Below are 24,382 nucleotides of genomic sequence, written 5' to 3' on the forward strand. Positions count from 1 at the left end.
CAAAATGAGCCTTATATGGCAAGTTCAGGCGAATTTTTACTATATTTACAGCCATGGCAAAAGAATTTGAAGACTTTGAAAATGATGAAATGGACGAAACCGCCAAGGCGTTCTTCCCCGAAGAAGAGGCTATGGCGCCGGTCGTCCGCGACTACAGCGAACGCCGCATCCTGATTTGGGAAGAGGACGACACCCGCCGTGGCGCATGTCTCGAAGTGCTTTCCGACCTGCTTGTCGGCGCTACCTTCAAGGCGGTGCGGACCGAAGCCGAGGCCATGGAACAAATCGAAAACGACGACTGGGACACTTTCGTCGTGGACTTCTACACCGATGGCGTTTCTTCGAGCGAATTCGTGAAGTGCGCGAACAACTACCCGGGTTCGATTCTCGTCGCCATCAACATGGCGCCGCTCACGCTCCCCGACGAACGTGACCCGGCGAAGACCGAACTGCTCCGTCGCCTCTTCGATATCGAAAAGCCCGTGACGCAGCTCCACGGATAGTCGATTTGTCCCTGCTGTCATGCTGATGAAGATCAGCATCAGATATAAACATTTCGACCCTGAAATAAACATTTTGACCCTGACCGGAGCTCGTACTGAACTTGTTTCAGTGTCAGGGTGGCTATGAAGAAAATGCAGGCTCGCGAGTGCGGGCCTGCGTCTGTTTTTTATGCTGCCTAATTGCAGAAAGTCGCCGCTCCCGGCGTAGGCGCGTCCAGACACCAGTTCTCGGGATTTTCGCGGTCATCCCACGCCCCGATGTTCAGGTGCGGGCTCTTGGTGGTGCTGGAGTTCGTGCTGAACGGGACCTGCGAGAGGTGCAGCGAATCCACCTTGCCGTAGTACACGGAATCGAGAATCTCTCCGTCGCAGTGGAATACGATGGAGGCGCCCGTAGAGGAGTTCGACTTGTTGAACGCCGGCAGTGCCGCCGCATGGCGGAATTCCGCTGGCACCTTGGCGCTCGTGTCGGCAATGGCCGTCGCCTTGCGCGGAGAGAGCACGAACGGCTCGATGGCCGCCGATTCCCTTTCGAGCGATGTCTTCCCCACGAAGCAGTTCTCGATGATGAGCGAGTCGTTGCTCCCGTTGTAGATTTCCACGAACTCGTAGAGCGCGGAATCGTTCTTGTTCGGGTTCACCAGGAACTCGCTTACGACGATGTCACCTGCCTTCGGGCGCCTCTTGCCTGCGGGGAGGGTGAGCGGGATTTCCATCTCCACGTCTTCGGCCTTCCCGATGGAGACGCTGACTTTTGCCCGCAGTGAATTTATCTGTAATTCAGGGACGGGCGTGCTTTCGTCGAGCAGGAAGGTCTGTTCCATGCTGTAGATGTTCGTTCCCGAGGAATCCGCAAGCGAGAGCCGGAACGTGTATTCCAGCCCGAGCGGGAGCATGCCGCTCTTGAATATGGCGCTGCCCTCTTCGACCTGCATGGGAAATTCGAAGGTGCCGTTGGTGGATTCGACCTGGAGAAGGCCCGAGGCGATGCCCGCCGGATTGCCGAACCCGAGGGGGATTTCCACGTACACGAACCCGACGACGGCGTGCATGGGGATGGAAAGGTCCACGACGCTGCCCGCATCCAGGCGTGTTTCGATTTCGCCTTTCTGCATGAGGGCTCCGTTTGCGTAGAGCTTCGCGGAGAATTTCCAGTGTTCATGCGGGAAAAGGTCGAGGTCGAAACCCGAATCCTTCGGGCCCAGCGAGAGGTGGAGCGTGTCGGCGCCGACGCAGTCCACCACGAGGCTGTCGGTGAGCGGGACTTCGACATGCGAGAACCGGAGCGCCACGCTTGCTGTCGCGGTTTCGGCGCCACCGACGGTCTCATGTTCCTGTGTGTCGCTTCCGCAGTTCCATATGGATGCGAGACATGCGCATGCGGCGAGTGCGGCCGCGCCGTTTTTCATTTTCTTCAAAGGACTCATAAAAACCTCCTGTATTGGGTGTCCTTACCCTTAATACGGATTGGGAGGTAAAATCAGCCTTTTTGGTACCTTTTTTTCTGTGTAGGCCGCTTAATCGTGTCGATTAAGCGCGCTGGGCTGTCATTATTCGGGTTTTGACGCTTAGAGCTTCAGCCGGGATTTGCCGCCGGCGACCCTCTGGTTTTGCAACTTTTCGGCGCAGGCCTTGTCTTGCCGGAGTATTTTCACGAGCGCGCTGGGTGAAAGCCCGAACGCCGCCGCTGCCGCCTTCGTGTCTCCTGCCTTTGTCGCCATGATGTCGAATACGTGCGCGACGAACAGCGGGAAAAGCGCATTGGAAGGTTGTATGTGGCCGTTGCTCCCGGGAAACGGAATTTCGGGGTCTGCGGGCGTTTCGCGGACGTTCAGGGCGATGGCCATCTGCATCCGGTGCAGCGCATGGGTCTTATTTTCCTTCGCGCTCCTCGCTTCGCAGGATTTGATTTCTAAATTGTATTCACGCAGATTGAGCTGTACGCCGGTGTTGGTCTTGTTGCGGTGCTGTCCGCCGGGGCCGCTTCCTTGGAAGCCCTTCTGGGAACAGGCGGCGAGCAGTTGGTCCAAAGTCATTCTTAGGTAGGTATCGCGATGCATATCTTGAAAAATACAATTGTTGCGGCGTTCACGGTGGCGCTCGCTCTCGGATTTACCGCCTGTGCGGGTACCGCCGGGCAATCGGGTGAAGGCGCGAAGGCCGCGGAATCGGGCGCAAGTGCCCAGGTAAAGAACGCCCAATACGAGGGCCAGCAGCAGGACAAGCAGGCCATGCTCGAAACCATGTTCGCGGGTTTCCTTTCCGCGGTTCGCGGGGGCGCTTCTGCCGAGACTTTGTACGGTTACCTGACCGATACTTCGGAATACTGGCTCGATACGCTCGAGAACCACGCCAAGGTCTACGATTCCGAGGCGCTCGACACCTGCCTGTTCTACGAGGCCTATTCCATTCTCCTCTACCGCCTTTACGAGCGAGAACACCTGTGGGAATCCGAAGAAGACCGCATGCTGTTCATGATGCTCAGCAAGAGCGGCATGCTTGACCGCTTGACGAAGCTGCCGCTCGGCCCCATGAAGGTGAAGAACGACCGCGGAAGCGTCGGACTCCAGAAGAGCCCGGAAGTGCCTATCATGATTTTCGAATGGGATGACCAGAGCTGGAAACTGAACCTTCCCGAAACTATCCCGCTGATTACGAAGGGAATCGAGTCCATCGCCGTGAAGAAGAATTGGAGCGGAAAGAAACTCGCTCTCTACTGGATCGAGAAGGAATACCACATGACGTATTCCCGTCTCGACGAGAGCCTGTTCGAACCTCTCGGCTTCTAGGATTCCCCGATGCGGCTGATTACTGTACTGCTCCTGCTTGCCTTCGTGGCTGGTTTTGCTGCGCCCGTGAAAGCGGCTACGGCGCCTGCCCGGCTTTTTGGCGCTGTCGATTCTCGTACCGAGTTTTCCGGCGGGAGGCTCTTTGCCGTATTGGATTCCGTCGGCGGCACGGGCACCTGGATGGAATGGGACGTGAACGGCATTCGCGACCCGTCCGTGATGTACATTCTCGACCCGCTTCTGGCCTCATCGAACAAGCCGAAGATGGTCTGGGTGATTTCGGAACGTATCACGCCCCTCATGGCGGTGTTGCTCCCGAAAGGGTCCGGCGAGGCGCTTGTGTTCTACGAACTTTCGGCCCTCGACGCAAAGCCCGTCCCCCTGCAGATGAACCGCGTGCTTTCGCCCGACGTGGTGTTCCGCGACTACAGGCTGGTAGGCGCCTCCGAATTCGTCCACCTGGATAGGCCGAACCTGAGGGTCGTGGCGACGGACAAGACCATCCGTTTTTCGTACACGAACCCCGATGCCACCCCGCTCCGTTTCGACCGCGATTTCGCGAAGAAGACCGTCGTCGAGAAGAAGAACGAGGTGCGCAACTACCGCGACTTTTTCGATTACGAATACGTCTTGATGCTGCGCGCCTTCGTACAGTCGACCCGCGGGCTCTTCAACTGGCAGGCGTGGCACTGGTATATGCCCGCTTTCAATTCTCGCGCTATGATTTCGGATGCCGAACTGGAGGCTATTCTCTCGAAGGGAGTGCCCCCGCAGTCGGTCACCATTTTCAAGATGAAGGCCTCCGGAGGCCAATGGGTGGAATTCAAGACGAACGGGAACGGATTTTACGAAATGGTCATCACCAATCCTTAGTTTTGGCGGGGCTGTTTTTGTATTTTTAGATTGTGAAGTCTGTTTTTTACATAATATCGATTTTATCTCTTTGCGCATCGGCGTTCGCGACCACGGTGGTGGAAGATTCCCGCTCGCGGTTCGTGCTGGATGATGGTGTTCTTGAAACTTCGATTCACGGCTGCATGGACAGCCTGGGCGGGTTTGTTCCCGGTAATCAGTTCGAACCTGAAAATGCCACGGTGAGCGCCGAGAGCGATGTCCCGTTCCGCATATACCGCGTGGCCGTCCCCGCGGGAGCCACGCCCCGTGTTTCTCTCTCTGTCAAGAAGACCAAACCCATGCAGGGAAATTTCTGCAAGGGTGGCAAACTGAATTTTTTCCCGGTTTCCGCGTCATCTCCGTACATGCGAGACGGACTGTGGATGGTCGATATCCGCGTCCCCCTGTACGAAAAGGCGGGCGCATCGTTTAGGCTGCGCACGCAGTACCGCCTTACGGTCGAATTCTCCGTGACCGGTTCGGGTATAAATCCCGGAAAGCGTGCCGTCTCCCGCGTGATGAACGAAAACGGCGCATCGCATTTCGGGGTGTCGCGCAACAAGTACCGCAATTCGCTCCGTCGCTCTGCTTCGAGTGACCTTTCCGACGTGCATTTTATCGCGAAGTTCGTGGTGGGCGACCAGAACGTAGCGGCTACAGGCGAAGACGGTCTCTATGCCCTGGACTTCAAGACTGTCCAGAAGGCGCTCCTGCCTTATTACGCCCTGTCCGAATTGAACAGTATTCCTGTCGAGAAACTGAGGCTTTTCGGTGCTTCTCCGGATACGATGACGGCTATGGTCCCGGGTCCCGACGTACTTGCGCCCGTGCACCTGTTCGATATCCCGTTTGAAGTGCGCGACCATTCAAAGAACGGGAACAGCATGAGTCCGGACGGGACCTTCAACGAGGGGGACTCGATTGTATTCGTGGGCTACGGATCTTCGTACTGGAAACTGGGCGACAGCGCCTACTACCATACCACTTCGCCGTATTCTTTCTATCAGCATTTCCAGCTGGGCTGGAGCGACACAGGTAAGGGCAAGCGCCTTAAGGACAAGATTTCGTTCTCGTCTTCGGGCGCGAAGGATGTTCCGCTCATGCGCTATGTCCGTGCGGAGAAAGACGCATTCCTGATTGATACCTACTATGGAAAGGAACTGGACTGGGAAAAGAATTCGGGCAAGGAATGGTTCTGGTTCTGGCATTCCAGGATAGACACTACGGTGGTATCTTCGTCGGAGTTGCTCTACGGGATGCCGCAAATGAAGAATTTGCCGGGTCGTGTTGACGGTGGACAGTCGCTCCTGCAGGTGACTTATTTCCCGCATCGTTCTGTCTGGAAGGACCGCATCGAAAATGTAGCCCAGTCCGGAGGAATGTTCCTTTCTGCCGAAGGTATGACGAAAAGGATGGAGGAAGTCCGGTTCCTGTTCGATGTCAATGGCAAGAAGTATTCTAGGGCTGACGCCACACTCGGTGCCGAAGGGAATTTCTGGATAAAGAACCCTCCGCTGAAGGATTCTGACAACGCCTATGTATTGACGATGCTTCCGAACGGCAGACAGTACGACCGATTTGACGGCTTTACTGTGGCGTACCAGTGGACGCCTGTCGTGGACACTGCGGAATGGTATTTGCCGGGCCGGGTTTCGGGAAAAATCCGTATGCCGGTTCCTGATGGCGTGAGCCTCATGAAGTTCGTGAATATGGTTCCTGTCGGTGTGCTCGAGAATTCGGGCAAGTATGCCGTAGACAGCGTTGCCGCCGGCGAGGACGTGCGTTACCTCGCGTACCGCGAAATATTCCGTAATGGCGAGAATCGCAATCTTATTACGGTGGAGGGCCTGCCGGCCCCGTCTCCCGACGTGCTTTCCGAAATCTCGAAAATCAATTCCAAGACGGAATACCTCATTATAACTCCGCCGGAGTTTATAGACGGTGCTGTCATGCTGGGCAAGTTCCGTTCGGAGGGGCAGGCCGTTTCCAAGTATGCGACGACGGTCGTGAATGTCGAGGATATCTACCGCCTGTATACGGGCGGCTCGCTTTCGCCGATAGCCATAAGGAACTATATCGCTTACGCTTATTCCCTGTGCCCCGACCTCAAATATGTGCTTTTGCTGGGTACCGGCCATTACGACTATCGAGGCGCAATCGAAAAGCGCGACAAGAATTTCATGCCTCCCTTCGAACTCGAAGACAACGTCACGGAAGACTTCTTCGCGGCTTTGGATTCCGGCGAAATGGTGCGCTACGGTTTCTACGATTTGGATTTGGCTGTGGGCCGTCTGCCGGTCCGTACGCCCGACGAACTCTCGGACTATATAGAAAAGGCTAAGGAGTACGAGATGGTCGGACGGTTCGACCATTCTGAATGGCGCAATACGGTTATTCTTGCTGCTGATGATGCCAAGAACGGAACGGAGATCGACAAGGCACGACATGCGGAAACGCAGGAACAGGAAATTTCCCAGAGCATAGACAAGCTGGTTGATGAACTCGGTGTTCGCTGGAACCAGAAAAAAATCTATTTGCTGGATTACGAGGCGGATGCCGCCGGCCAGAAAAAGGATGCGACTGCGGACTTCTTGAATCTCTTGAACCAGGGTGCCTTGCTTGCAATTTATTTTGGACATGGTTCCAAGACGGACTGGGCTTCTGAGGGACTCTTGAAGCCTAGCTACATACCGAGGCTTTCGAATCAGGGGCGTTATACGATTCTCAATTCGTTCTCTTGTATCGTCGGACGTTTTGATCAGGGCGGGTCGAGATCCTTGTCCGAAGAGTTTGTTGTTGCCCGGTCGGCGGGTTCCATCGTGTCGATAGGTGCTACCCGCGAGACGTTCGGACAGCAAAACAAGACTTTGGGAAAGAATTTTATATTCGGACTCCTGCGGAATGACGGCATTTCTGTCGGTGATGCATTCATGCAAGCCAAAAACATGAATACTTCGAAATTCCAATCGAAGAATTATGATAACCAGCGTTTCAACAACGAACACTATACCCTTTTCGGTGAACCTCTCATCAAGATGCTCAAGAACGGTTTCGATGTGACGCTCGACCAGAAAATCGATACGCTGAAGGCGCTGGACAAGATGAAGCTTTCTGGTTCGGTCAAGGGCATGGAAAATGGTACTATTGAACTGTCGTTGCGCGGTGGCCGCAGTTACAAGAATATGTATTTGGGTTTCCAGGTTAACGAAAAAGATGCGACGACGGATTCTATTAAGGTTTCTTATGATGGTTCCCTGATTTATTCGGAAAAAATTCCTGTTGTCGGTGGCCGTTACAAGACGGAATTCGTGACTCCTCGCAAGATATCGTTTGGCGATACCGCAGTGGAACTCAATGCCTGGGCGTATTCCAAGGACGATCGCGAAATCGGGCGTTTCCGGGTTGGCGGCATCTCTATTTCCGGTTTTTCCTCCTATGCCGATTCGCTTCACGATTCCGAACCTCCGATTATAAAAATCCAGAACTGCTATTCCAAGGGAACGGAATCCTCGTTCTCGGAAGGCGAGACGGTGAAGTTGCAGGCGCCCGCCTGTCTCCAGGTCGTTGTAGAGGATTCTACGGCCCTCGATTTCCGCGAACAGCCGGATGAAGGCCTGTCCATCGAAATTCAGGGTGTCGAGAATCCGTACCACCCGTATCCTTTCTTGGAACAGTCTTCCAAGAAGGCGGTTTTCCGCAAAACGTTTACGCTCGAGAATTATCCGGAAGGTAGCTACCTGTTCCGCGTGCGTGCACTCGATGTGCTCGGGAACATGGCTGTCAAGTCGTTGAATATCGAGATTGCCGAAGACATGAAGGCTGGACTTGCGGACGTGTTCAATGTCCCTAATCCGGTGGGCAAGAAGGGCACGACGTTCTTCTTCAAGAATCTTGCTGTGGACCGCGAGTCTACGGTGAACATCTTCATCTATAACCAGCACGGTCGCCTGGTGAAGGTCATCAAGGATGCTGTTTCGGGCGTTACGCACTGGGACGGCAAGGATAATCACGGACGTAAACTGGCGAACGGGCTGTACCATTATGTTGTTCGCAGCGAAGTTCCCGCGGTGGGAAATTCTAAGGCGAAGACTTGGACAAAGAAACAGAAACTATTGATTTCGAGGTAATTATGGATTTGCGTGAAAAACCGGGAAAGGTTCAGAAGTTTTTGGAACTGATGCTGCGCCTTCGCCTGATTTTTGTGGTGCTGATGGTCGTTTTTGGAGTGACCCTTGCTGCGTGTGGCTGGCAGACGATGAATTCGCTCCCGCTCGCCGCCTCCGAAGGGCTTGGCATGTGGCTTGTTGACTTGGACGGCTTTGGCGCCTTCTGGAGCACAGCCCAGTACCTGAGTGTTGTCGCCGTCGCCTTTGTGGTGCTCATGTTCGTGTTCGGAGGGCTGCGTGGTGGCCTCGGCACTATAGCGTCGCTCGCGTTGTTCGTTACCGCCTTGATGCTTCTTGGCGGTGCCGAGGGTATGCAACTGAAATTCTATGGCGTGTTTGCCGGAGTTGCGCTTGTCCTGTTGCTCTTCGCCAAGTGGAGTGTCGCCTGTGCGCTATTCCCGTTCGCGCTTTCGTGGGCCTTGATGACGGGCTTTATTGCGTGCTTCCCGATGGTTCCCGGTAATGCGTGGCTCGTGTGGGCGGTGCTGAGCGCCGTCGGGTTTGCAAGCGTCGTTTCGTTCGCGCTTGTCGCAGGCAAGGAACTTTCCGAGGGTGCGCCCCAGGCGGGAGCGCTCGTGAAGGCGGGCCGCAAGATGTTCACGCCCGTGCTGGTATCGTCGCTCTTGGCTGTCGCTGCAATTACGGTCGATATGGGGAACGCCTCGGCTAGGGAAATTGCGGGCGCCGCAGTCCTGTGGGTCGCGTTCGTAATCTGGTTCTTCGGGTTTACGCTCGGCACGATGGCTTTCTGCCCGTGGGAACGCCTCCGCGCAGGTTCCCGCCGCGTCCAGATGAAGGACAAGAAGAAAAAATCTTCCAAAAAATAAAGCGCGCTTAAAACGCGCGCCATTTTGCAATTGTCATGCCGGGCTAGTCCCGACACCATCGATAAACATCTTTGCAATTGTCATGCCGGGCTAGTCCCGGCATCGCCGATAAACGGTCTTCTTACGCAATGTGGCGCTACTTCATAGCGCACCTCGCTCGGCTCGGTCATAGAGGCAAACTTGTTTGCCTCTGCGACGCTCGCCTTATGCGATGTTGAGGCTCTGCTCCCTAATGCACTCGATTTCATTCTTGAGTTCGATGGCAAGCGCTGCGATATCCGCGCTCTGGCACTTTGTCCCGAGCGTATTCGCCTCGCGTCCCATCTCCTGAAGGATAAACCCGAGGTTCTTTCCCTGCGCTCCGCCTTTCTTGAGCGCGTCCAGGAACAGCTTGTTGTGGCTGTGGAATCGCGTAATCTCTTCATGAATATCGAGCTTGTCCGCCATGATGCAGGCTTCCTGCAGCAGGCGCACGTCGTCGATTTCGCTGTCCTTCATCAAGGTGTCCACGCGTTCCTTGAACTTGACCTTCCAAGTTTCAATGCGCTGCGGGTCGAGTACTTCGACTTTCGCGAGCACGTCTTCCAGGTGGGCGACACGCTTCGTGAGGTCGGCGGCGAGGTTCGCGCCTTCCTTTTCGCGCATGGCGATGACGCCGTCAAGCGCCTTGTCGAGTTCCGCCTTCAGGTGCTTTTCCCATACTTCGTTGTCGGCACCGGCGTCGGTAAACTGCAATACTTCCGGAATCGAGAGGATGTGGTCGAGCGTGATTTCGCCCTTGATGCCGAATTTTTCCTGCATGGCCTTCGTGATTTCCACGAACTTGCTCACCGCCGTCTCGTTGTAGCATACGGGGATGTTGCCGACGCTGCCTTCACCGAGCGTGATGGAGAGGTTCACCGAGCCGCGGGCGAGTTTTTCCTTGATTTGCGCCTTGAAGTCGTTTTCGAGGTAGGCGAAGTTTTTCGGAATTTTTGCGGAAATTTCAAGGAAACGGCTGTTCACGCTGCGCACTTCGATAACGCAGGTGGTTCCGTTCAGGGTGGATTCGCTCTTGCCGAACCCGGTCATGGAAATTATGGACATAGTTTTAGTCGACGAAATGATGTAGACAGTAGAATGTGTTTTTTGATTATTGCTCGGTGTTAAATATAGTTACTGGTCGGGGATATTTGACAAACGGATTCAAGAAAAGCCCCGCGCCATTGCGGTCGCGGGACTTTTCGAATACCGTTGAACGGTGCAGTTTCTTGCGGACTACTTCTTGCTGATCGTCGCGATGACGTGTTCCGCACCGAAGTTCGGGATGCCGATGGCGGTGAGGAATTTGCTCAGCGTGTGTTCGCTCTGGAAACTGATGTTCTCGATGCGGAACCCTTCCTTTTTGCAGAGTGTGTAGAAGTCCTTCACCGTCAGGAGGCGGATGTTCGGCGTATCGTACCACTCGTAAGGCAGTTCCTTCGACTTGGGCATGCGACCATGGAGCATGAGGCTTCCGCGGGTGGTCCAGTGGCCGAAATTCGGGAACGTGACGATGGCCTTCTTGGCAACGCGCAACAGCTCGTTCAGGAGCGCCACGGGGTCGCGGATTTCTTGAATCGTGCGGTTGATAATCGCGTAGTCGAAACTATTGTCCTTGAGGTCCGTGATGCCGCGGTCGTCGAGGTCGCGCTGGATGACCTGCACGTCCTTCTCGATGCAGTCCAGGATTCCGGTGATGTTCTTTTCGATGCCAAACCCGGTCGCCTGCTTCTTGTGGGCGAGGTAGTCTAGCAAGTCACCGCTGCCGCAACCGAGGTCGAGCACGTGGCTGCCTTCCCTCACGAGTTTGCCGAGCAGCTTGAAATCGCTCTCCTCGTGGAACACGGGTACGGCCTGCGTGCCCTGTTGCGGGATAATCTTGGAATCCAGGAAACGGCCCACGGCTTTGCCGAGTTCGCCCACTTCGATGAGGAACCCGTCGTGACCGAACTGCGTGTCGAGTTCGAGGCTCGTGACGGACTTGCCCACGTTCAAAAGCGCGCTCGTGATGCGGCGGCTTTCGTGCGGCGGGAACAGCCAGTCGGTCGAAAGGTTCACGTTCAGCACTTCGGCCTTGATGTCCTTGAAGGCGTTCTCGATGCTGCCGTATTCGGTCTCGAGGTCGAACGCGTCGGTCGCATGCGCAATATGCAGGTAGCTGTTCGCGTCGAAACGGTCCACGAACTTCTTGCCCTGGTAACGCAGGTAGCTTTCGATGGGCAGGTTCAGATCGAACGGGGTCGAGTACGTGACGGCGTGGTTCTTGTTCTCCTGCGCTTGGGCGCGCTTGAACTTCTGCTCCATGCCGATGGCCGAAAGGTAAGTGATGTGGGCGAGCTTGCGGGCGTTCGCGAGGCCTACGTCGGGTCTTTCCGCCTTGTCGTAGAAGTCACCGCCGTTGTAGTTCGGGTCCTGCGTGATGACGTCGCGGGCAACCACTTCGAAACCGAGCGCCTGGCTCGAGAAGCGCGGGGAACTCGCGATGATCACGATGCGCTTCACTTGTTCGGGGTAGTAGATGGCCCACTTCATGGCCTGGAATCCGCCCATGGAACCGCCCATGACGCAGTAAAATTCCTTAATGCCGAGGCCGTCGGCGAGTTCCTTCTGGGCGTGCACCATGTCGCCGATGGTGATGGTGGGGAAGGTGCTCCCATAGGGTTTGCCCGTGCGCGGGTTGATGGTTGCAGGGCCTGTGGTACCCTTGCAGCCACCCAGGATGTTGCTGCAGACCACGAAGAAGCGGTCCGTGTCGATTGCCTTGCCGGGGCCGATGAGTTCGTCCCACCAGCCGGGCTTCTTGTCGCTTTCGGTGTACCAGCCGGCGGCATGCGCGTCGGCGGTGAGCGGCGAGCAGACCCACACCGCGTTGTCGGCAGCCGCGTTCAGCTTGCCGTAAGTCTCGTAACGGATGGTAAGCGCCGGAAGCGTCTTACCGTTTTCCAGCACAAAACCGGCCTCGCCATAGTCCTTGACGTAGTCCTTCGGCTCAACGGGGCCGATGCTGGATTTATGCGAATATTCACTCATATGCATAAATATAGTAAAATGTAGTGGATTGCTCGTTATCGGTTTTTCCTATGTCTACCTATATGCTGATGCTTTCCTAGAGGCAATGTCCATGTGAAACTTCAATTCGCACGAAGAATGCGTGTTTTTAGGGCTGGCGGGGGTGTCTGGGACATGTATTTTAGGGGTGGGGCGTATAAATCGCGCTTTTTTCTAGCATTTATATGCCCCGAGCGCGAGAAAAAAGATATTTTGGGGTTAAAGAACACAAAATGGCTTGAAGGGGGATTAAAATGCGCTTAGGACTTCAATTCCCGTTTGTTCTGCTGGCGTTCGCGCTTCTGGCCGCCTGTAGTGACGACTATTCCAGTCAATTGCATTGGCCGGGCGAGGACGACTTGTATTCAAGTGAAGAAGATTCGTTTTCTACTGAAGTCGAATCCTCGTCGAGTGAAAAATCCTCCAGTAGCAGCGCGGCGAAATCATCCAGCAGCGAAACGAAGACTTCTTCTTCGAGTTATTTCAAGGAAAATTGGAATTATTTGAATCCGGAAATCAGCTATGGCGAAATGACGGATTCCCGCGACGGCCAGATTTACAAGACGGTGGTGATTGGCACGCGGAAGTGGATGGCTGAGAATCTGAACTTCGAAACGGAGAACAGCTCGTGCTTCAATGATTCCCTTGAAAGCTGTGGAATGTACGGACGACTCTATACTTGGACCGCTGCTATGGATACCGCTGGCGTTTTCAGTACGGATGCTATTGGCTGTGGACACCCTAAAGATAATCCCTGGACAGTGTCTTGCGAGGCTTCCAGTAATGGAGATTATGTTCGTGGCGTTTGTCCGGAAGGCTGGCATTTGCCTCATTACGAAGAATGGAGGGCTTTGATTCTTGCGGGTAACAACCCGGTTGTACCGGGAAAAGCTCTTAGGTCGATGGAAGGCTGGGACGATGGAGTTGGTAATGGTACGGATGAGTTTGGTTTTTCTGCAATTCCTGTTCCCGTGGGGGGGCATAGCGCGGAATTTTGGACGCCAGGGATAGGGGAATCTGGTCCGGTCAGTGAAACTGTTATGCATCGAGTTTTCGAAAACGATCGCTCGTCTAGCCGCAAATTATCGGTCCGTTGTGTTAGTGACGATACGATTGCTGTATCCAGTAGCAGCGGATCCTCCAGTAGTAACTGTGAACCGAACATGACTCTTTGCAAGACAGAATCGGAAGACAACTGCGAGTATGAATCCTTGACCGATGATCGTGATGGCCGCGTTTATAAGACTGTAAAATTAGGGTGTAAGTGGTGGATGGCGGAAAATCTTGCTTTTGAAACAGAACATAGTTTTGAAGGAAAATATGGCCGGTTGTACGAGTGGGGCGCGCTGGCGGAAGCCTGTCCGTCCGGATGGCACGTCTCGATGGTGGATGAATGGTATGGCCTGAATAGTAGGGTGGGACGAGAGTTTGGAAATTTGTCTGTACTCAAGTCTACAACCGGATGGAAGGTGGATTCTAGCCGTGTTGATGATGAGGAATGGGACGGAAATGGCAATGGAACGGATGGTTTGGGTTTCTCTGTTTTCCCGGATGGTTATGTGTATGCCGGAGAACGGTCCGCTCGGCATTATAAAGTCGGAGAAAACGCCAGTTTTTGGATGGTTGATTATTTTCAGTCAGACGTGAACGTTGAGGTCTTTTACGTTTATGGGGTAGATGAAACGTATACCTCAGACCCATACGCATTCTCAGTCCGTTGCGTGAAGGACTGAGAGGTGCGTCAATGCGCGCAATAGCCTAGAATTCCTTGCTGTAGATTAAATTCAGCGAGGCCTTTGCTCCGAGGGATTCCTTGAACTTGAAAGAGGGGGAGGTTCAGACTGCCCCCGGCCATGCCGTTGGATGTACCCCACGAGAATTATTCCAGGTTGTTCAGGTGCCTGTAGAATTCGGGCATTTCCGCGTCGGTCATTTTTTAGGCACATAAAAAATTGTATATTACTTTCGTAATATGCCGATTTTTGAAGAAAAAGCGCAGATTGTCCAGCTTCCCAAGTTCCTCGACGAACGTGGGAACCTGAGCGTCGTGGAATCGCAGAAGCACGTGCCTTTCCGGTTCAGGCGCTGTTACTGGATTTACGACGTTCCCGGCGGCGAGCTCCGCGGAAGCCACGCTTTCAAGAATCAGCACGAAATCATTGTCGCCCTTTCCGGGAGTTTCGATGCGGTCATCCACGACGGGGTAGAAGAGAAACGCTATTCTCTATCGCGCTCGTATTACGGGCTCTACCTGCCGCCCATGCATTACCGCACGCTCGATAACTTCTCGACGAATTCCTTGGCGCTCGTGATTTCTTCGACGCCCTATGAGGAAGATGACTACATATGGGAACGCGATGAATTTTGCCGGATGAAGCCCACGTGGAAACCGGCCCCGCAGGAAAATGCTCCCGAGGCGGAAGTCGCGAAGAAGCCGGACATCGCTGCCGTGAAGGCCGCGACCATAGAGGATTGCACGCTGATGAAGCTCCCGCGGCACAGCGAGCGTTCGGGCAGTTTGACTTCGCTCGAAAACTCGAAGGACATTCCCTTCGACGTGAAGCGGATTTTTTACCTGTACGATATTCCCGGTGGCGAGAACCGCGGGGGGCATGCGCACAAGGAATGCCACCAGATGCTCGTGGCGGCGAGCGGAGCTTTCGACGTGAAGGTCTCCGACGGCAAGAACGAAAAGATTTACAGGCTGGACCGCCCGTACTACGGCCTGCATATTCCTCCCGGAGTCTGGGCGGAAGAACTGAATTTTTCTTCGGGTTCCATCTGCCTGGTGTTGACTTCGCATGAGTTCGACGAGAGCGATTACTGGCGCGACTACGAAGAGTTCCTGAAGTTCAAGAAGGCGTAAAATGGCGTGGGTCGAGATTACAGCGGACGAATACGCTCGCCATTTTGCAAATCCGGTCGCCTGTTACCTGAAGGCGGATTTCAATATGTTGAATGCGGAGAAGGTGGACAAGGTCCGTTTCTTCGCGTTCGAAGACAAAGGACTGCGCGTCGGCCTTGCCGTGGGCGAGAAATGCGACGAGTGGCGCTCTCCTTATTCGGCGCCTTTTGGCGGTTTTGTCTGCCCGCAGATGCAGACGATTGCATGCTTGAATACCGCAGTTCGCGAATTGAAGGAATTGGCCCTGTCGCAAAAGAAATTGCTCAGGATTACTTTGCCGCCGTTTTTTTATGACCGGATGTTTTATTCCAAGGTCGTATCTGCGCTGCTCCAGAACGGGTTCAAGCAATCGTATGCCAATCTGAATTATGCGTTTGACCTTGCGGACGGGACTCCTTACGAGAAACGGCTCCATTACATGGGGGCGCGGAATTACAAGCAGTTTGCCGGTTGCGAATGTTCCTTTACGCAGGAAACCTCCGAGGAACAGCGCCGGGTCGTATACGGATTTATCCAGAAGCATTATGAAGCCAAGGGCTATCCGCTTTGGATGCGGTTCGAAGATTTGCTGAAGACCGCCGAAATCGTTCCCATTGATTTTTGCCTGTTGCGCGTGGACGGCGTCGCGGTAGCGTCGACTATCATTTACAAGGTCAGTGAAAAGATTGCGCAGATGATTTACTGGGGCGCGGACCAGTCCGCTTTGGACAAACGCCCCTTGAACGTGATTGCACGCGAAATGTTCCGGCATTATCAGGAACAGGGCTTTGACTATCTCGATCTCGGGCCGGCTGCATCTGACGGGATTGCTAGCGAGGGACTTTGTACGTTCAAGGAGAGCGTGGGTTGCTTCGCCGACTTGAAATATGCGTTTGAATTTGACGGTACGCATGCCGGCATGGGAGCGTGAGATGGGTAAGATTGCATTTCTTGATTTGAAGCAGGTAAACGCGCCCTACATGGACACCCTGAAGAGTGCCGCCTCCGCTGTCGTGGAGTCCGGCTGGTACATCCGCGGGTCGTATGTCGAATGCTTCGAGCGGGAATTTGCCGCCTACTGCGGGTACGCCCACGGCGTGGGCGTCGGGAATGGTCTCGACGCGCTTACGCTCATGTTACGCGCTTCCATAGAACTCGGGCGTATCGCTCCCGGCGACGAGATTCTGGTTCCGGCGAATACTTACATCGCGACGGTTCTGGCCGTGAACGCCGCGGGCCTCGTTCCCGTGCTGGTGGAACCTGACGAAAAGACTTTCAATATCGACCCCACGAAGCTCGAGACCGCCTGCTCACCGAAAACGCGCGGCATCCTTTCGGTGAACCTGTACGGGCGCCTTGCCGACATGAAGGCTATTTGCGCTTTTGCCGAGGCCCGCGGGCTTTTCGTTTTTGAAGACTGCGCCCAGTCGCACGGTGCTGCGTCACACCGAAGTGCCGCAGGCACAAGTGGCGTGCGCGGAATCGCCTGCGCTTACAGCTTCTACCCGACAAAGAACTTGGGCGCATTGGGTGACGCCGGCATGGTCGTCACCGACGATGCGGAACTTGCCCGCGTTGTGCGCATGCTCGGCAACTACGGCTCCGAACAGAAGTACGTGAACCGTTACCGCGGTGTGAATTCCCGCTTGGACGAAATTCAGGCCGCCTTTCTGCTCGCGAAGCTCCCGCATCTCGATGCCTGGAATGAGCGCCGCCGCGAAATTGCGGCTCGGTACTGCCGAGAAATAAGCAATCCTCTGCTGCGCTTGCCCGAAATCCCGTCGGACCCGAAGGAGCACGTGTGGCACGTGTTTACCCTGCGCACGCCCGACTGCAAGACCCGCGATGCGTTGCGAAAGTATCTCGAAGCCCGCGGCATCGGGACTCTCATCTTTTACCCGATTCCTCCGCATAAGCAAGAGGCCTATGCGGCCGGCGCATTAAACGGCGCGGAAGCCGCCCTTTTGCCCGCGAACCCGAAGTTCCCGATTGCGGAATCGATGGCCGAGACTGTCATCAGCATTCCAGTATCGCAGGTGCTTACCGACGACGAAGTTGCCGAAATCATTGGAGCGCTGAATGAATTTGTTTGCTAGAATCATCCGCAAATTTACGCGCAAGTCGAGCGTCCTCTTTTTCAGGAGCATCTCGACTGCGAAGCCCGAAGGCAAGTTCTGCGCCATCGCTCCCATGCTTTGTGAAGGCAAGGGCAGCATCGTGGTGGGCGAGGGAACCTCGTTCGGCTATATCGAAGATGCGGAATTCTGGACTTCATACGTGTTCCTGAACCCGCGTACAGCAGAATCCAAAATATCCATTGGCAAGAATTGCCAGATATGTAACCATTTTACGGCCATTTGCGAAGGCCCGGGCATAGAAATTGGCGACAACGTCCTCGTCGGAACGTCCGTGAATATCTACGATACCGATTTTCATGAAGTACATCCGGAGCGCCGTCTTACGGGTTCCCCGAAGATGGGGAAGGTCGTAATTGAAGATAACGTTTGGATTGGCGACCGCGTTACGATCCTCAAGGGTTCCAGAATCGGGAAAAATTCTGTCGTCGCCGCGGGTGCTGTCGTTACAGGCGAGTTCCCTGCGAATGTCGTTATCGGCGGGGTGCCCGCGCGTGTCATTCGTGAAATCGACGTTTTGGCACAGCCTGCTCGCGAAGTAAACGGTAAAAGATAGGCGGTGACGGTGGAACATTCCTCGAAAATTTGGAAGCTGTTTTTCGGCTCGGGTTCGGTGACGCTTTTCAATACGCTCCGCGCCTTCGTCATCAATAAGCTGCTCGCCGTATTCCTGCCGCCGGCAGCGTTTGCGTGCGTGGGCCAGTTCATGAACTGGATGAGCATCGGGCAGGCGACTTCTAGCCTTGCGATGCAGAACGGCTGGGTGAGCCTTACCGCGCAGAACAAGGACAATATCAAGCAACTGCACGGGGTATGGCGCGGCGGGTTCCGCCTCACGACTTTCGCGACGGTGTTCACCTGCGTTGCAGCGATTATTTTCTGCTTTGCCGCCCCGCTCGAAAAAATGTTGCCTGGCGTGCATCCGCGCTTGGCGCAGGCGGCCATCCTGTTTGCGATGCCGGGAATCTTGGCGACGAACATGGTCGCCATCTGCTCCGCCGTGATGAACGGCCTCGGGTTGGTGAAACGCTGGGCGCTTATCCAGATTGTAGCCTCGCTTTTCCAGATGATTTGGGTCGCGGTTTTCCTGTACTCGGGCCGCCTTTCGGTGCTGAGTATCATCGCCACGCAGTCTGTAGTTGCGGGCATTTTTGCTGCCCGCGTGGCGGCGCGCGCCGGGTTCAATATCAAGACCTTCAGGGAATCGGTCCTGGATATACGCGGGCCGTGGATGTCGTATGCCGTGATGGGGCTCGTGCCGATGATTGTCGCCCCGCTCGTGCTCATGTTCGTGCGTTCGCTCGTGGGTGCCGAACTCGGCTGGAATGCCGCCGGTATCTGGCAGGGCGTCTACAAGATTTCGGACTTTTTCGCCTCCATTTTCTCGGCGGTCCTCGGAGTGCTTATTCTGCCGCGCATCAGCCGCAACATGACGCGCGAGAGCTTCCGCAAGGAATTTTACCCGATTTTCTTGCGGATGATGGGCTTTACGCTCGTATTCTGCGTTGCTCTTTATTTTGGCCGTAGCCTTGTGGTGTCCATCCTCCTTTCGGGTTCATATGCCGCCGCGGCCGATTACATGCCAATCCAGCTGCTGGGCGACTTCTTCCGCTCGGGCGGTTGGTGCCTCGGAATGGTGCTAATCGCTCTCCGCGAGACGAAGGCCTTCCTCATCATCGAGGTGGGGGCGAACCTGCTTTTTGCCCTCGGGACGTTCGTGGGAATCAGGATGTTCGAGATGCAGGGCCCGATGATTGCCTATGCTTTGGAAAACTTCGTGACGCTCGTCGCGCTTGCCGTAACTGTCAGGAGGCTCAAATGGAATACTCCGTAACGAACATGTTTGCTGAAAAGATGGATGAGAACGTCTACGTGAAGGCCTTTGTGCAAGGCTCTGAAACGGAACAGCGCGAAATGCCCCCGCTGGTGTCGGTGCTGATGGCCAGCTACAATCACGAAAAGTACGTGGAAGCCGCCGTCCGCTCGATTATGGCGCAGAAGGGCGTTGCCTTCGAACTCATTGTCATTGATGACGGCAGTACGGATTCTTCGCCCGAAATTCTGGAACGCCTGCAGGCCGAACTCCGGTTCACTTATATCCACCGCCCGAACCAGGGCCTCGTGCCGACGATGAACAATCTCTTTTCGATGGCACATGGCAAGTACTTCTGTTCGTTCGCGTCCGATGACATTATGCCGCAAGGGAGGCTCGCAAAGCAGAGCGCCTATCTGGAATCGCATCCGGAAGACCCGCTGTGCTTCGGCCAGATTGTGCTGATGGACAAAGACGGCAATCATGGCGAAAAGTTCGACCCGCGCTACACGCGTTCTGTTCCGCGAGTGACCTTCGACGAGTTCTTTTTGGGCCAGAAGGAAGTTCACGGCTGCTCCGAGATGATCCGGTTGGATTTTTTCCGCGAACACGGTGGCTACGATACGGAGTTTCCGTTCGAGGATTTCCCCCAGTGGCTCAAGTTCTTCAAGATTTGCGGCTCGCTGCCTGTTCTGCCCGTGAATTGCTGTTACTACCGACAGCACGGCAACAACATGTCGCTCGACAACACGCTGATGTACGGTACTTTTTTGAAGGTGCTGGAACGATACAGCGACCACAAGCGCTACAAGGAGGCGGTGAACATCTGGAAATCGCACTGGTTCTCGATGCTTGCCTACCGCGACAAAAAGGACGCAATCCGCAAGCTGCCACAGCTCTGGTCTTTCTCGCTCCCGTTCCTGAAGCGCTTCCCGAAGCTGTTTATTCCGCGTTTCCTGCTTAAACGGTAACGGCCTGCAACCCGAAAGTCACCCTGACGCAGGTCAGGGTCGGAACGTTCATAGTTCGCGTTTTACTTAAAGATTTTTTTTATGGTCCCCGCGACCCCGAGGGTCGTGAGGTTCGTCCACAGCGAAAGCGGTACCGCGAGCACTTTCGCCAGCGGGCGCGGGAACTTCGCGAATAGCCATTGCCTGCGCCGTATACCCTTGCGTACGGATTCCGGCCTCCACGCGCTGTCAAAATGGTGGATGCAGAAGGTGTCTTTGTCTGTGCGAATCTTCCCGTCGATGAAGCTCTTGGGTGAAAAAGCGCTTTCGGGCAGAATTTCGATTCCGGTGAATGGAGCGAAGGCCTCGCGCAAAATATTCGGGAGTACCATCTGGTCGACGCATCCTTCCGAATAGGAGAACTCGTGCGTTTCGTAATATTCAAGCGCTGCCTTTATGGGCGCGCATCCCGCCTCGCATCCCATCGCGGCTGCTTCTATGCGTTTGGAGCCGTTCTCGTACCCGAATGCGTTCGGGCGGCTCAGTAGCGTATCGAACGGGCGGAGCACCTCCACGTCGGTGTCGAGGTAGAACCCGCCTTCCGTGTAGAGCGCATGCAACCGCACCGCGTCGGCGGCAAAAGCCCAGCGTTTTTGCGCAATCGATTCCTTTACCCAGGGGATTCCCGTTGCGAGCGCTTTTTCTGCATCCCAGTGCACGAACTCGAAATCGGGCAGGTACTTGTGCCAGGAATCAATACAACGTCGTATGCTGTCGGGGTAGGGCTCGCCGGAAAACCAACAGAAGTGAATCTTCTTCGGGATCATCCGAACCTCCGGAGCGCCCAGCCGAGCGCCTGCATCCCTGCGAGGGAAATCACGGCCGCCACCTTGTTGCGCAACCGTGTCTGCGGTGCGAATGCTGCCCGCCGTGTCGCGAGAATGTCGTTCCATGCGCGGTCGCGGTAATCCGCAAATTCTTCCGTGTTGGGGGTGCGCTTCAGTATGCTGCATCCCGCGCTGAACAGGTTGCTTGCGGCCGCCTGCTCGATTTCTTTTCCCTTGCCCTTGACCAGGTCGCATACCGATTCCGCAATGTCCAGAAGCTCGGCCTTCTTGCGGTCGTAGGCGGTCGCGAGAATGCTTGTGCTGCGCTTGCGGTACAGGTAGAGCGGCGCGGACACGAAGGCGATGCGGTTTGCTTCCAGGAACACTTGCGGTATGGTCGCTACATCCTCGAAGTATATGCCGGCCGGGAACCGGCGGTGTTTCCAGAACTGGGCCGCGTAAATCTTGTTCCATGCGGAATAGTCGGGCATGTCGTTTTGGAAGAGCGCGTTCGTGAGAGCCTTGATGGGGCTGAAGGCTACGGGTATCCTGCTGCTTTCGTTTGCGGGCGCTTCGTTGGCCGTACCCGCGCTTGATTGCGGGCCGAAACCGTCCCAGAAAAAGCGCTTTCCGCTACAGGCGATGTCTGCGCCTGTCGTTATCACCGCGTCTAGCAGTGTCTGCAAAAAATCGGGAGCGAGCTTGTCGTCGCTGTCCACGAAGGTAAGCCACTGCCCGCGGGCGACATCGATGCCTGCGTTCCGCGCTTCGGAAAGTCCTTGGTTCTCTTGGCTTACGATGCGTATGCGCGAATCCTTGTCGGCGAATTCCTTCAGGATAGAGGCGCTTGCGTCTGTCGACCCGTCATCTACCGCGATAACTTCGAAGTCGCCGAAACTCTGGCCGAGTACGCTCAAAAGGCAATCGGAAAGGTACGGCTCCGTGTTGTAGACCGGGATGATGACGCTTACAACAGGCATATGGACCTTAGGCCTTGCCGGCGATCTCCATCCAGCCGACTTGCACGAATGCTCCGGCGCGGACCAGATCTGCCTGCTCCTTCTCGTAGGCCTTCAGGAGCGTGTTGTAATCGCGCGAGTCGCGGATTACCTTGGCTTCGTGGTGAATTTTCTTGTAGAGCATGTCCTGCTTCCACTGCGCGATATCGGCGAGGCCTTTGCAACTCTGGTCCAGTGCTTCGAGGTAGGCGGGAACGGCGTCCAGGAACGTCTTCTCGAAAGGCTTGGCCTTGCTTTTTGCCTGCAATACGAGATTCTGCTGCGATATGATGTTCTTGCGGATTTCGCCCATCAGTCGCACGATGCGCTCGAAGTCCACCTGCGGCCATATGCGGTTGAACGGCCACATCTTCTTCCAGTGGAACTTGAAGATGGATTCGTGCGCAGCGTTCTTTGCCCTCAGGAATTCCTTGAGGTTTTCAAAAATAATTTGCGACGGCAGCTTAGTTTCTTCGTTATTTTCGCTCATATAAGCCTTAATATACCAAATATCAACAAAAAATTGCTTGCATTTTTCTAATTATTGATTAAATTCTAGATAAAACCATTCTCGATGAAGGAATTTATATGAAAACGAAAAAATTCAAGATTTTGGCCATTGTCGATGCAGTGCTCATCGTGGCTCTTGTCGTCTTGATGTTCGCGCTCAAGGGTCAGTACAACGACCAGGCGCAGTCATCCGTCAAGGAGCAGGTCGGTGCCTACAAGGCTACCGTGAACGCAGCTCTGCAGGACCAGTGGAAGTCCATGGACCAGTACGGCATGGCGTGGAAGCTCGTCTACGCGACCATCACTGGTGCGAAGACGGAAGCTGCTTTCAATGCCGCTGTTCAGAATATTTTTGAAGACAAGGAAGCTCGCTTCAAGCAGGTCTCGTACATGTACACTGCGGCAAGCATTCCGGCCCAGGTGCAGAACGATATCGCTGCGGTCGGCCTTGCCGAACAGTTCCTCCTCAAGGATGAAGGCGGCGTGAAGGAAGTTGCCTGCGGTAAGAACTGCGTGGCGAAGTTCACCTTCGTGAAGGGCAAGCTCAAGTCGAGCGACTACAAGGCCCTCGTTGAATACAAGTTTGCAGACAACTTTGGCATCGAAGCCCCTGCGGCGTTCAAGTTCGAATAAGGAGATGTGAAAATGAATATCAAGAATATATCTATCGTCCTGACCGTTCTCCTTGTTTTCATTGCTGCGATGGTCCTCATGCAGAAGGGCAACTATGTTGACCAGGCTACGGAACATTACAACAAGACGACTGAAGCCTCTTTCAAGGGTGGCAAGAAGATTCTCGAGTACGTGAACAACTCCGTCGACGTGAACAAGCTCGTGTGGGCGATGGCCTGCGAGGCAATCCAGACGGTGAAAACTTCCCAGGATATGGCGAAGCTTGAATCCAAGTACTTCCCGACAACGAAGGGTTCCAACAGCATCGCTAACAAGACCCGCCGTTTCGAAGCCACGAGCGCCTACTTCATCGTCTCCAACTTCGATAAGGTCGATGTCGACAAGAAGACAGACCTCAAGACCCTTTCGGGCCTCAAGTCTATCGACGTCAACGCCTTGATGGGCGAAGCTACTGTCGCTCAGGAAGAGCCTGAAGGCGAAGAAGAGGAAGAACTCGAAGAATAATCATAACTTCTTGATTATCAACGAGTTAGAAAATTGTAAGAAACGACCCGCTTTTCGGGCCGTTTTTTTGTGGTCTTTGCTTGTGTTTTTTGGGTTAAAAATCCCCGCCCTTTTTTCTAAATTTACGCCGTAAAATACTCAACAGAGGTTAATAATGCTTATTCTTCGTGGTACGCCGGCTTTGTCGGACTTCCGTCTCCAGAAACTTTCTTCCGATTTCAAGGCCGCGGGTCTTTCCGTGGCTGCGGTCTATGCAGAATTTCTGCACGTGGTGGATTTGTCCGCCGACCTGACCGATGCGGAAACTGAAACGCTCAAGAAAGTGCTGCATTACGGTCCGGCCCGCGAACCCAAGCCGCTCGAAGGCGAACTCTTCGTTGTTTGCCCGCGTCCGGGTACCATCAGCCCGTGGAGCTCCAAGGCGACCGATATCGCCCACATCTGCGGCCTCCCGGCTATCAAGCGCATTGAACGCGCTATCGCTTACTACGTGAAGTTTGACGGTGCTGCTCCGGCTGGCGCCCGCGAAAAGATTTCTGCCAAGATTCACGACCGCATGACGCAGGCCGTGTTTGCCGACACAGCTTCTCTTGAAGTGCTCTTCAGCAAGGAAGAACCGCGCCCGCTGAACGTGATTCCGGTGCTTGCCGAAGGCCGTGAAGCCCTGGTGAAGGCCGACAAGGAAATGGGCCTCGCGCTCTCTCCGGACGAAATCGACTACCTGGTGAAGAACTTCACTGAACTCAAGCGCAACCCGACCGACGTGGAACTCTACATGTTCGCGCAGGCCAACTCGGAACACTGCCGCCACAAGGTGTTCGGTGCCGAATGGACCATCGACGGCGTCAAGCAGGACAAGTCCCTGTTCCAGATGATCAAG

The 24,382-nt window shown here is 54.9% G+C and carries 21 protein-coding genes and 1 pseudogene; 15 read left to right on the forward strand and 7 right to left on the reverse strand.

The genetic code is table 11. The features are described 5' to 3' along the window. Window positions 1-53 precede the first annotated feature (53 nt). Window positions 54-503, forward strand: coding sequence for a hypothetical protein (locus IK012_RS08230; RefSeq protein ID WP_290952993.1), 450 nt, complete (start codon window positions 54-56; stop codon window positions 501-503). Window positions 504-679: 176 nt separating this feature from the next. On the opposite strand, the gene IK012_RS08235 is transcribed toward IK012_RS08230, so the two are convergent. Together IK012_RS08235 and IK012_RS08240 are read right to left on the reverse strand one after the other, a co-directional pair. Continuing rightward, entirely contained in the window at window positions 680-1,930 is a 1,251-nt protein-coding gene (locus IK012_RS08235; RefSeq protein ID WP_290952996.1) for a lamin tail domain-containing protein, read from the reverse strand. Window positions 1,931-2,071: 141 nt separating this feature from the next. Beyond that, window positions 2,072-2,563 (reverse strand): peptide chain release factor-like protein, encoded by a 492-nt coding sequence (locus IK012_RS08240; protein ID WP_173383614.1) that lies wholly within the window; start codon window positions 2,561-2,563, stop codon window positions 2,072-2,074. Here IK012_RS08240 and IK012_RS08245 point away from each other — a divergent pair. From IK012_RS08245 to IK012_RS08260, 4 genes are read left to right on the forward strand one after another with little or no spacing between them, the layout of a single operon-like run. After that, complete coding sequence (locus IK012_RS08245) at window positions 2,558-3,292, forward strand: hypothetical protein (protein WP_290953000.1); 735 nt, start codon at window positions 2,558-2,560, stop codon at window positions 3,290-3,292. The two genes, IK012_RS08240 and IK012_RS08245, sit on opposite strands and share 6 nt — an antisense overlap. A gap of 9 nt (window positions 3,293-3,301) precedes the next feature. Further along, window positions 3,302-4,165: a hypothetical protein gene (locus IK012_RS08250; RefSeq protein WP_290953003.1), complete on the forward strand. Its 864-nt coding sequence runs from the start codon at window positions 3,302-3,304 to the stop codon at window positions 4,163-4,165. Window positions 4,166-4,197: 32 nt separating this feature from the next. Continuing rightward, window positions 4,198-8,313: a C25 family cysteine peptidase gene (locus IK012_RS08255; protein WP_290953006.1), complete on the forward strand. Its 4,116-nt coding sequence runs from the start codon at window positions 4,198-4,200 to the stop codon at window positions 8,311-8,313. A 2-nt stretch (window positions 8,314-8,315) separates the two neighbouring features. Next, window positions 8,316-9,179 carry a hypothetical protein gene (locus IK012_RS08260; RefSeq protein WP_290953009.1) on the forward strand — a complete coding sequence of 288 codons (864 nt, stop codon included), beginning with the start codon at window positions 8,316-8,318 and terminating at the stop codon, window positions 9,177-9,179. A gap of 204 nt (window positions 9,180-9,383) precedes the next feature. On the opposite strand, the gene IK012_RS08265 is transcribed toward IK012_RS08260, so the two are convergent. Together IK012_RS08265 and IK012_RS08270 are read right to left on the reverse strand one after the other, a co-directional pair. Beyond that, the gene (locus IK012_RS08265; protein WP_290953012.1) at window positions 9,384-10,265 is read right to left on the reverse strand and encodes a YicC/YloC family endoribonuclease; all 882 of its coding nucleotides are present in this window, start codon (window positions 10,263-10,265) and stop codon (window positions 9,384-9,386) included. Between the two features lie 171 nt (window positions 10,266-10,436). Beyond that, window positions 10,437-12,230, reverse strand: coding sequence for a homoserine O-acetyltransferase (locus IK012_RS08270; protein WP_290953015.1), 1,794 nt, complete (start codon window positions 12,228-12,230; stop codon window positions 10,437-10,439). Window positions 12,231-12,502: 272 nt separating this feature from the next. Between IK012_RS08270 and IK012_RS08275 the strand changes: the two genes are divergently transcribed. From IK012_RS08275 to IK012_RS08305, 7 genes are all read left to right on the forward strand, one after another. Continuing rightward, window positions 12,503-13,981, forward strand: a complete 1,479-nt coding sequence (locus IK012_RS08275; protein WP_290953017.1) for an FISUMP domain-containing protein — start codon at window positions 12,503-12,505, stop codon at window positions 13,979-13,981. A 239-nt stretch (window positions 13,982-14,220) separates the two neighbouring features. After that, window positions 14,221-15,114 carry an FdtA/QdtA family cupin domain-containing protein gene (locus IK012_RS08280; RefSeq protein ID WP_290953020.1) on the forward strand — a complete coding sequence of 298 codons (894 nt, stop codon included), beginning with the start codon at window positions 14,221-14,223 and terminating at the stop codon, window positions 15,112-15,114. Window position 15,115: 1 nt separating this feature from the next. Continuing rightward, entirely contained in the window at window positions 15,116-16,063 is a 948-nt protein-coding gene (locus IK012_RS08285) for a GNAT family N-acetyltransferase (protein ID WP_290953024.1), read from the forward strand. 1 nt (window position 16,064) lies between these two features. Beyond that, window positions 16,065-17,228: a DegT/DnrJ/EryC1/StrS aminotransferase family protein gene (locus tag IK012_RS08290; protein ID WP_290953027.1), complete on the forward strand. Its 1,164-nt coding sequence runs from the start codon at window positions 16,065-16,067 to the stop codon at window positions 17,226-17,228. After that, complete coding sequence (locus IK012_RS08295; protein ID WP_290953030.1) at window positions 17,212-17,823, forward strand: acyltransferase; 612 nt, start codon at window positions 17,212-17,214, stop codon at window positions 17,821-17,823. The genes IK012_RS08290 and IK012_RS08295 overlap by 17 nt, the downstream gene beginning before the upstream one ends. Before the next feature lie 9 nt (window positions 17,824-17,832). Continuing rightward, on the forward strand, window positions 17,833-19,101 hold the full coding sequence (locus IK012_RS08300) for an O-antigen translocase (protein ID WP_290953033.1): 1,269 nt from the start codon (window positions 17,833-17,835) through the stop codon (window positions 19,099-19,101). Beyond that, window positions 19,086-20,051, forward strand: a complete 966-nt coding sequence (locus IK012_RS08305) for a glycosyltransferase (RefSeq protein WP_290953036.1) — start codon at window positions 19,086-19,088, stop codon at window positions 20,049-20,051. The genes IK012_RS08300 and IK012_RS08305 overlap by 16 nt, the downstream gene beginning before the upstream one ends. Before the next feature lie 62 nt (window positions 20,052-20,113). On the opposite strand, the gene IK012_RS08310 is transcribed toward IK012_RS08305, so the two are convergent. From IK012_RS08310 to IK012_RS08320, 3 genes are read right to left on the reverse strand one after another with little or no spacing between them, the layout of a single operon-like run. Continuing rightward, on the reverse strand, window positions 20,114-20,857 hold the full coding sequence (locus IK012_RS08310; protein ID WP_290953039.1) for a glycosyltransferase family 32 protein: 744 nt from the start codon (window positions 20,855-20,857) through the stop codon (window positions 20,114-20,116). Next, entirely contained in the window at window positions 20,854-21,837 is a 984-nt protein-coding gene (locus IK012_RS08315; RefSeq protein WP_290953040.1) for a glycosyltransferase, read from the reverse strand. The genes IK012_RS08310 and IK012_RS08315 overlap by 4 nt, the downstream gene beginning before the upstream one ends. Window positions 21,838-21,844: 7 nt before the next feature. Next, the gene (locus IK012_RS08320) at window positions 21,845-22,345 is read right to left on the reverse strand and encodes a hypothetical protein (RefSeq protein WP_290953042.1); all 501 of its coding nucleotides are present in this window, start codon (window positions 22,343-22,345) and stop codon (window positions 21,845-21,847) included. A gap of 98 nt (window positions 22,346-22,443) precedes the next feature. Between IK012_RS08320 and IK012_RS08325 the strand changes: the two genes are divergently transcribed. The 3 genes and pseudogenes from IK012_RS08325 to IK012_RS08335 all read left to right on the forward strand — a co-directional run. Next, window positions 22,444-22,998 (forward strand): hypothetical protein, encoded by a 555-nt coding sequence (locus IK012_RS08325; protein ID WP_173384771.1) that lies wholly within the window; start codon window positions 22,444-22,446, stop codon window positions 22,996-22,998. A gap of 12 nt (window positions 22,999-23,010) precedes the next feature. Next, the gene (locus tag IK012_RS08330) at window positions 23,011-23,502 is read left to right on the forward strand and encodes a hypothetical protein (protein WP_290953048.1); all 492 of its coding nucleotides are present in this window, start codon (window positions 23,011-23,013) and stop codon (window positions 23,500-23,502) included. A gap of 154 nt (window positions 23,503-23,656) precedes the next feature. After that, window positions 23,657-24,382 (forward strand): annotated as a pseudogene (locus tag IK012_RS08335) (phosphoribosylformylglycinamidine synthase); the annotation flags it as partial.

The sequence above is a fragment of the Fibrobacter sp. genome (assembly GCF_017551775.1).
Lineage (GTDB): Bacteria > Fibrobacterota > Fibrobacteria > Fibrobacterales > Fibrobacteraceae > Fibrobacter.

What these genes read in the sequence shown, in the direction of transcription:
- IK012_RS08265 (WP_290953012.1), bottom strand. Translation starts at nt 10,265, where the DNA reads ATGTCCATAATTTCCATGACCGGGTTCGGCAAGAGCGAATCCACCCTG.
- IK012_RS08285 (WP_290953024.1), top strand. Translation starts at nt 15,116, where the DNA reads ATGGCGTGGGTCGAGATTACAGCGGACGAATACGCTCGCCATTTTGCA.
- IK012_RS08330 (WP_290953048.1), top strand. Translation starts at nt 23,011, where the DNA reads ATGAATATCAAGAATATATCTATCGTCCTGACCGTTCTCCTTGTTTTC.
- IK012_RS08295 (WP_290953030.1), top strand. Translation starts at nt 17,212, where the DNA reads ATGAATTTGTTTGCTAGAATCATCCGCAAATTTACGCGCAAGTCGAGC.
- IK012_RS08320 (WP_290953042.1), bottom strand. Translation starts at nt 22,345, where the DNA reads ATGAGCGAAAATAACGAAGAAACTAAGCTGCCGTCGCAAATTATTTTT.
- IK012_RS08235 (WP_290952996.1), bottom strand. Translation starts at nt 1,930, where the DNA reads ATGAGTCCTTTGAAGAAAATGAAAAACGGCGCGGCCGCACTCGCCGCA.
- IK012_RS08325 (WP_173384771.1), top strand. Translation starts at nt 22,444, where the DNA reads ATGAAAACGAAAAAATTCAAGATTTTGGCCATTGTCGATGCAGTGCTC.
- IK012_RS08290 (WP_290953027.1), top strand. Translation starts at nt 16,065, where the DNA reads ATGGGTAAGATTGCATTTCTTGATTTGAAGCAGGTAAACGCGCCCTAC.
- IK012_RS08245 (WP_290953000.1), top strand. Translation starts at nt 2,558, where the DNA reads ATGCATATCTTGAAAAATACAATTGTTGCGGCGTTCACGGTGGCGCTC.
- IK012_RS08260 (WP_290953009.1), top strand. Translation starts at nt 8,316, where the DNA reads ATGGATTTGCGTGAAAAACCGGGAAAGGTTCAGAAGTTTTTGGAACTG.
- IK012_RS08240 (WP_173383614.1), bottom strand. Translation starts at nt 2,563, where the DNA reads ATGCATCGCGATACCTACCTAAGAATGACTTTGGACCAACTGCTCGCC.
- IK012_RS08230 (WP_290952993.1), top strand. Translation starts at nt 54, where the DNA reads ATGGCAAAAGAATTTGAAGACTTTGAAAATGATGAAATGGACGAAACC.
- IK012_RS08280 (WP_290953020.1), top strand. Translation starts at nt 14,221, where the DNA reads ATGCCGATTTTTGAAGAAAAAGCGCAGATTGTCCAGCTTCCCAAGTTC.
- IK012_RS08305 (WP_290953036.1), top strand. Translation starts at nt 19,086, where the DNA reads ATGGAATACTCCGTAACGAACATGTTTGCTGAAAAGATGGATGAGAAC.
- IK012_RS08270 (WP_290953015.1), bottom strand. Translation starts at nt 12,230, where the DNA reads ATGAGTGAATATTCGCATAAATCCAGCATCGGCCCCGTTGAGCCGAAG.
- IK012_RS08315 (WP_290953040.1), bottom strand. Translation starts at nt 21,837, where the DNA reads ATGCCTGTTGTAAGCGTCATCATCCCGGTCTACAACACGGAGCCGTAC.
- IK012_RS08310 (WP_290953039.1), bottom strand. Translation starts at nt 20,857, where the DNA reads ATGATCCCGAAGAAGATTCACTTCTGTTGGTTTTCCGGCGAGCCCTAC.
- IK012_RS08250 (WP_290953003.1), top strand. Translation starts at nt 3,302, where the DNA reads ATGCGGCTGATTACTGTACTGCTCCTGCTTGCCTTCGTGGCTGGTTTT.
- IK012_RS08275 (WP_290953017.1), top strand. Translation starts at nt 12,503, where the DNA reads ATGCGCTTAGGACTTCAATTCCCGTTTGTTCTGCTGGCGTTCGCGCTT.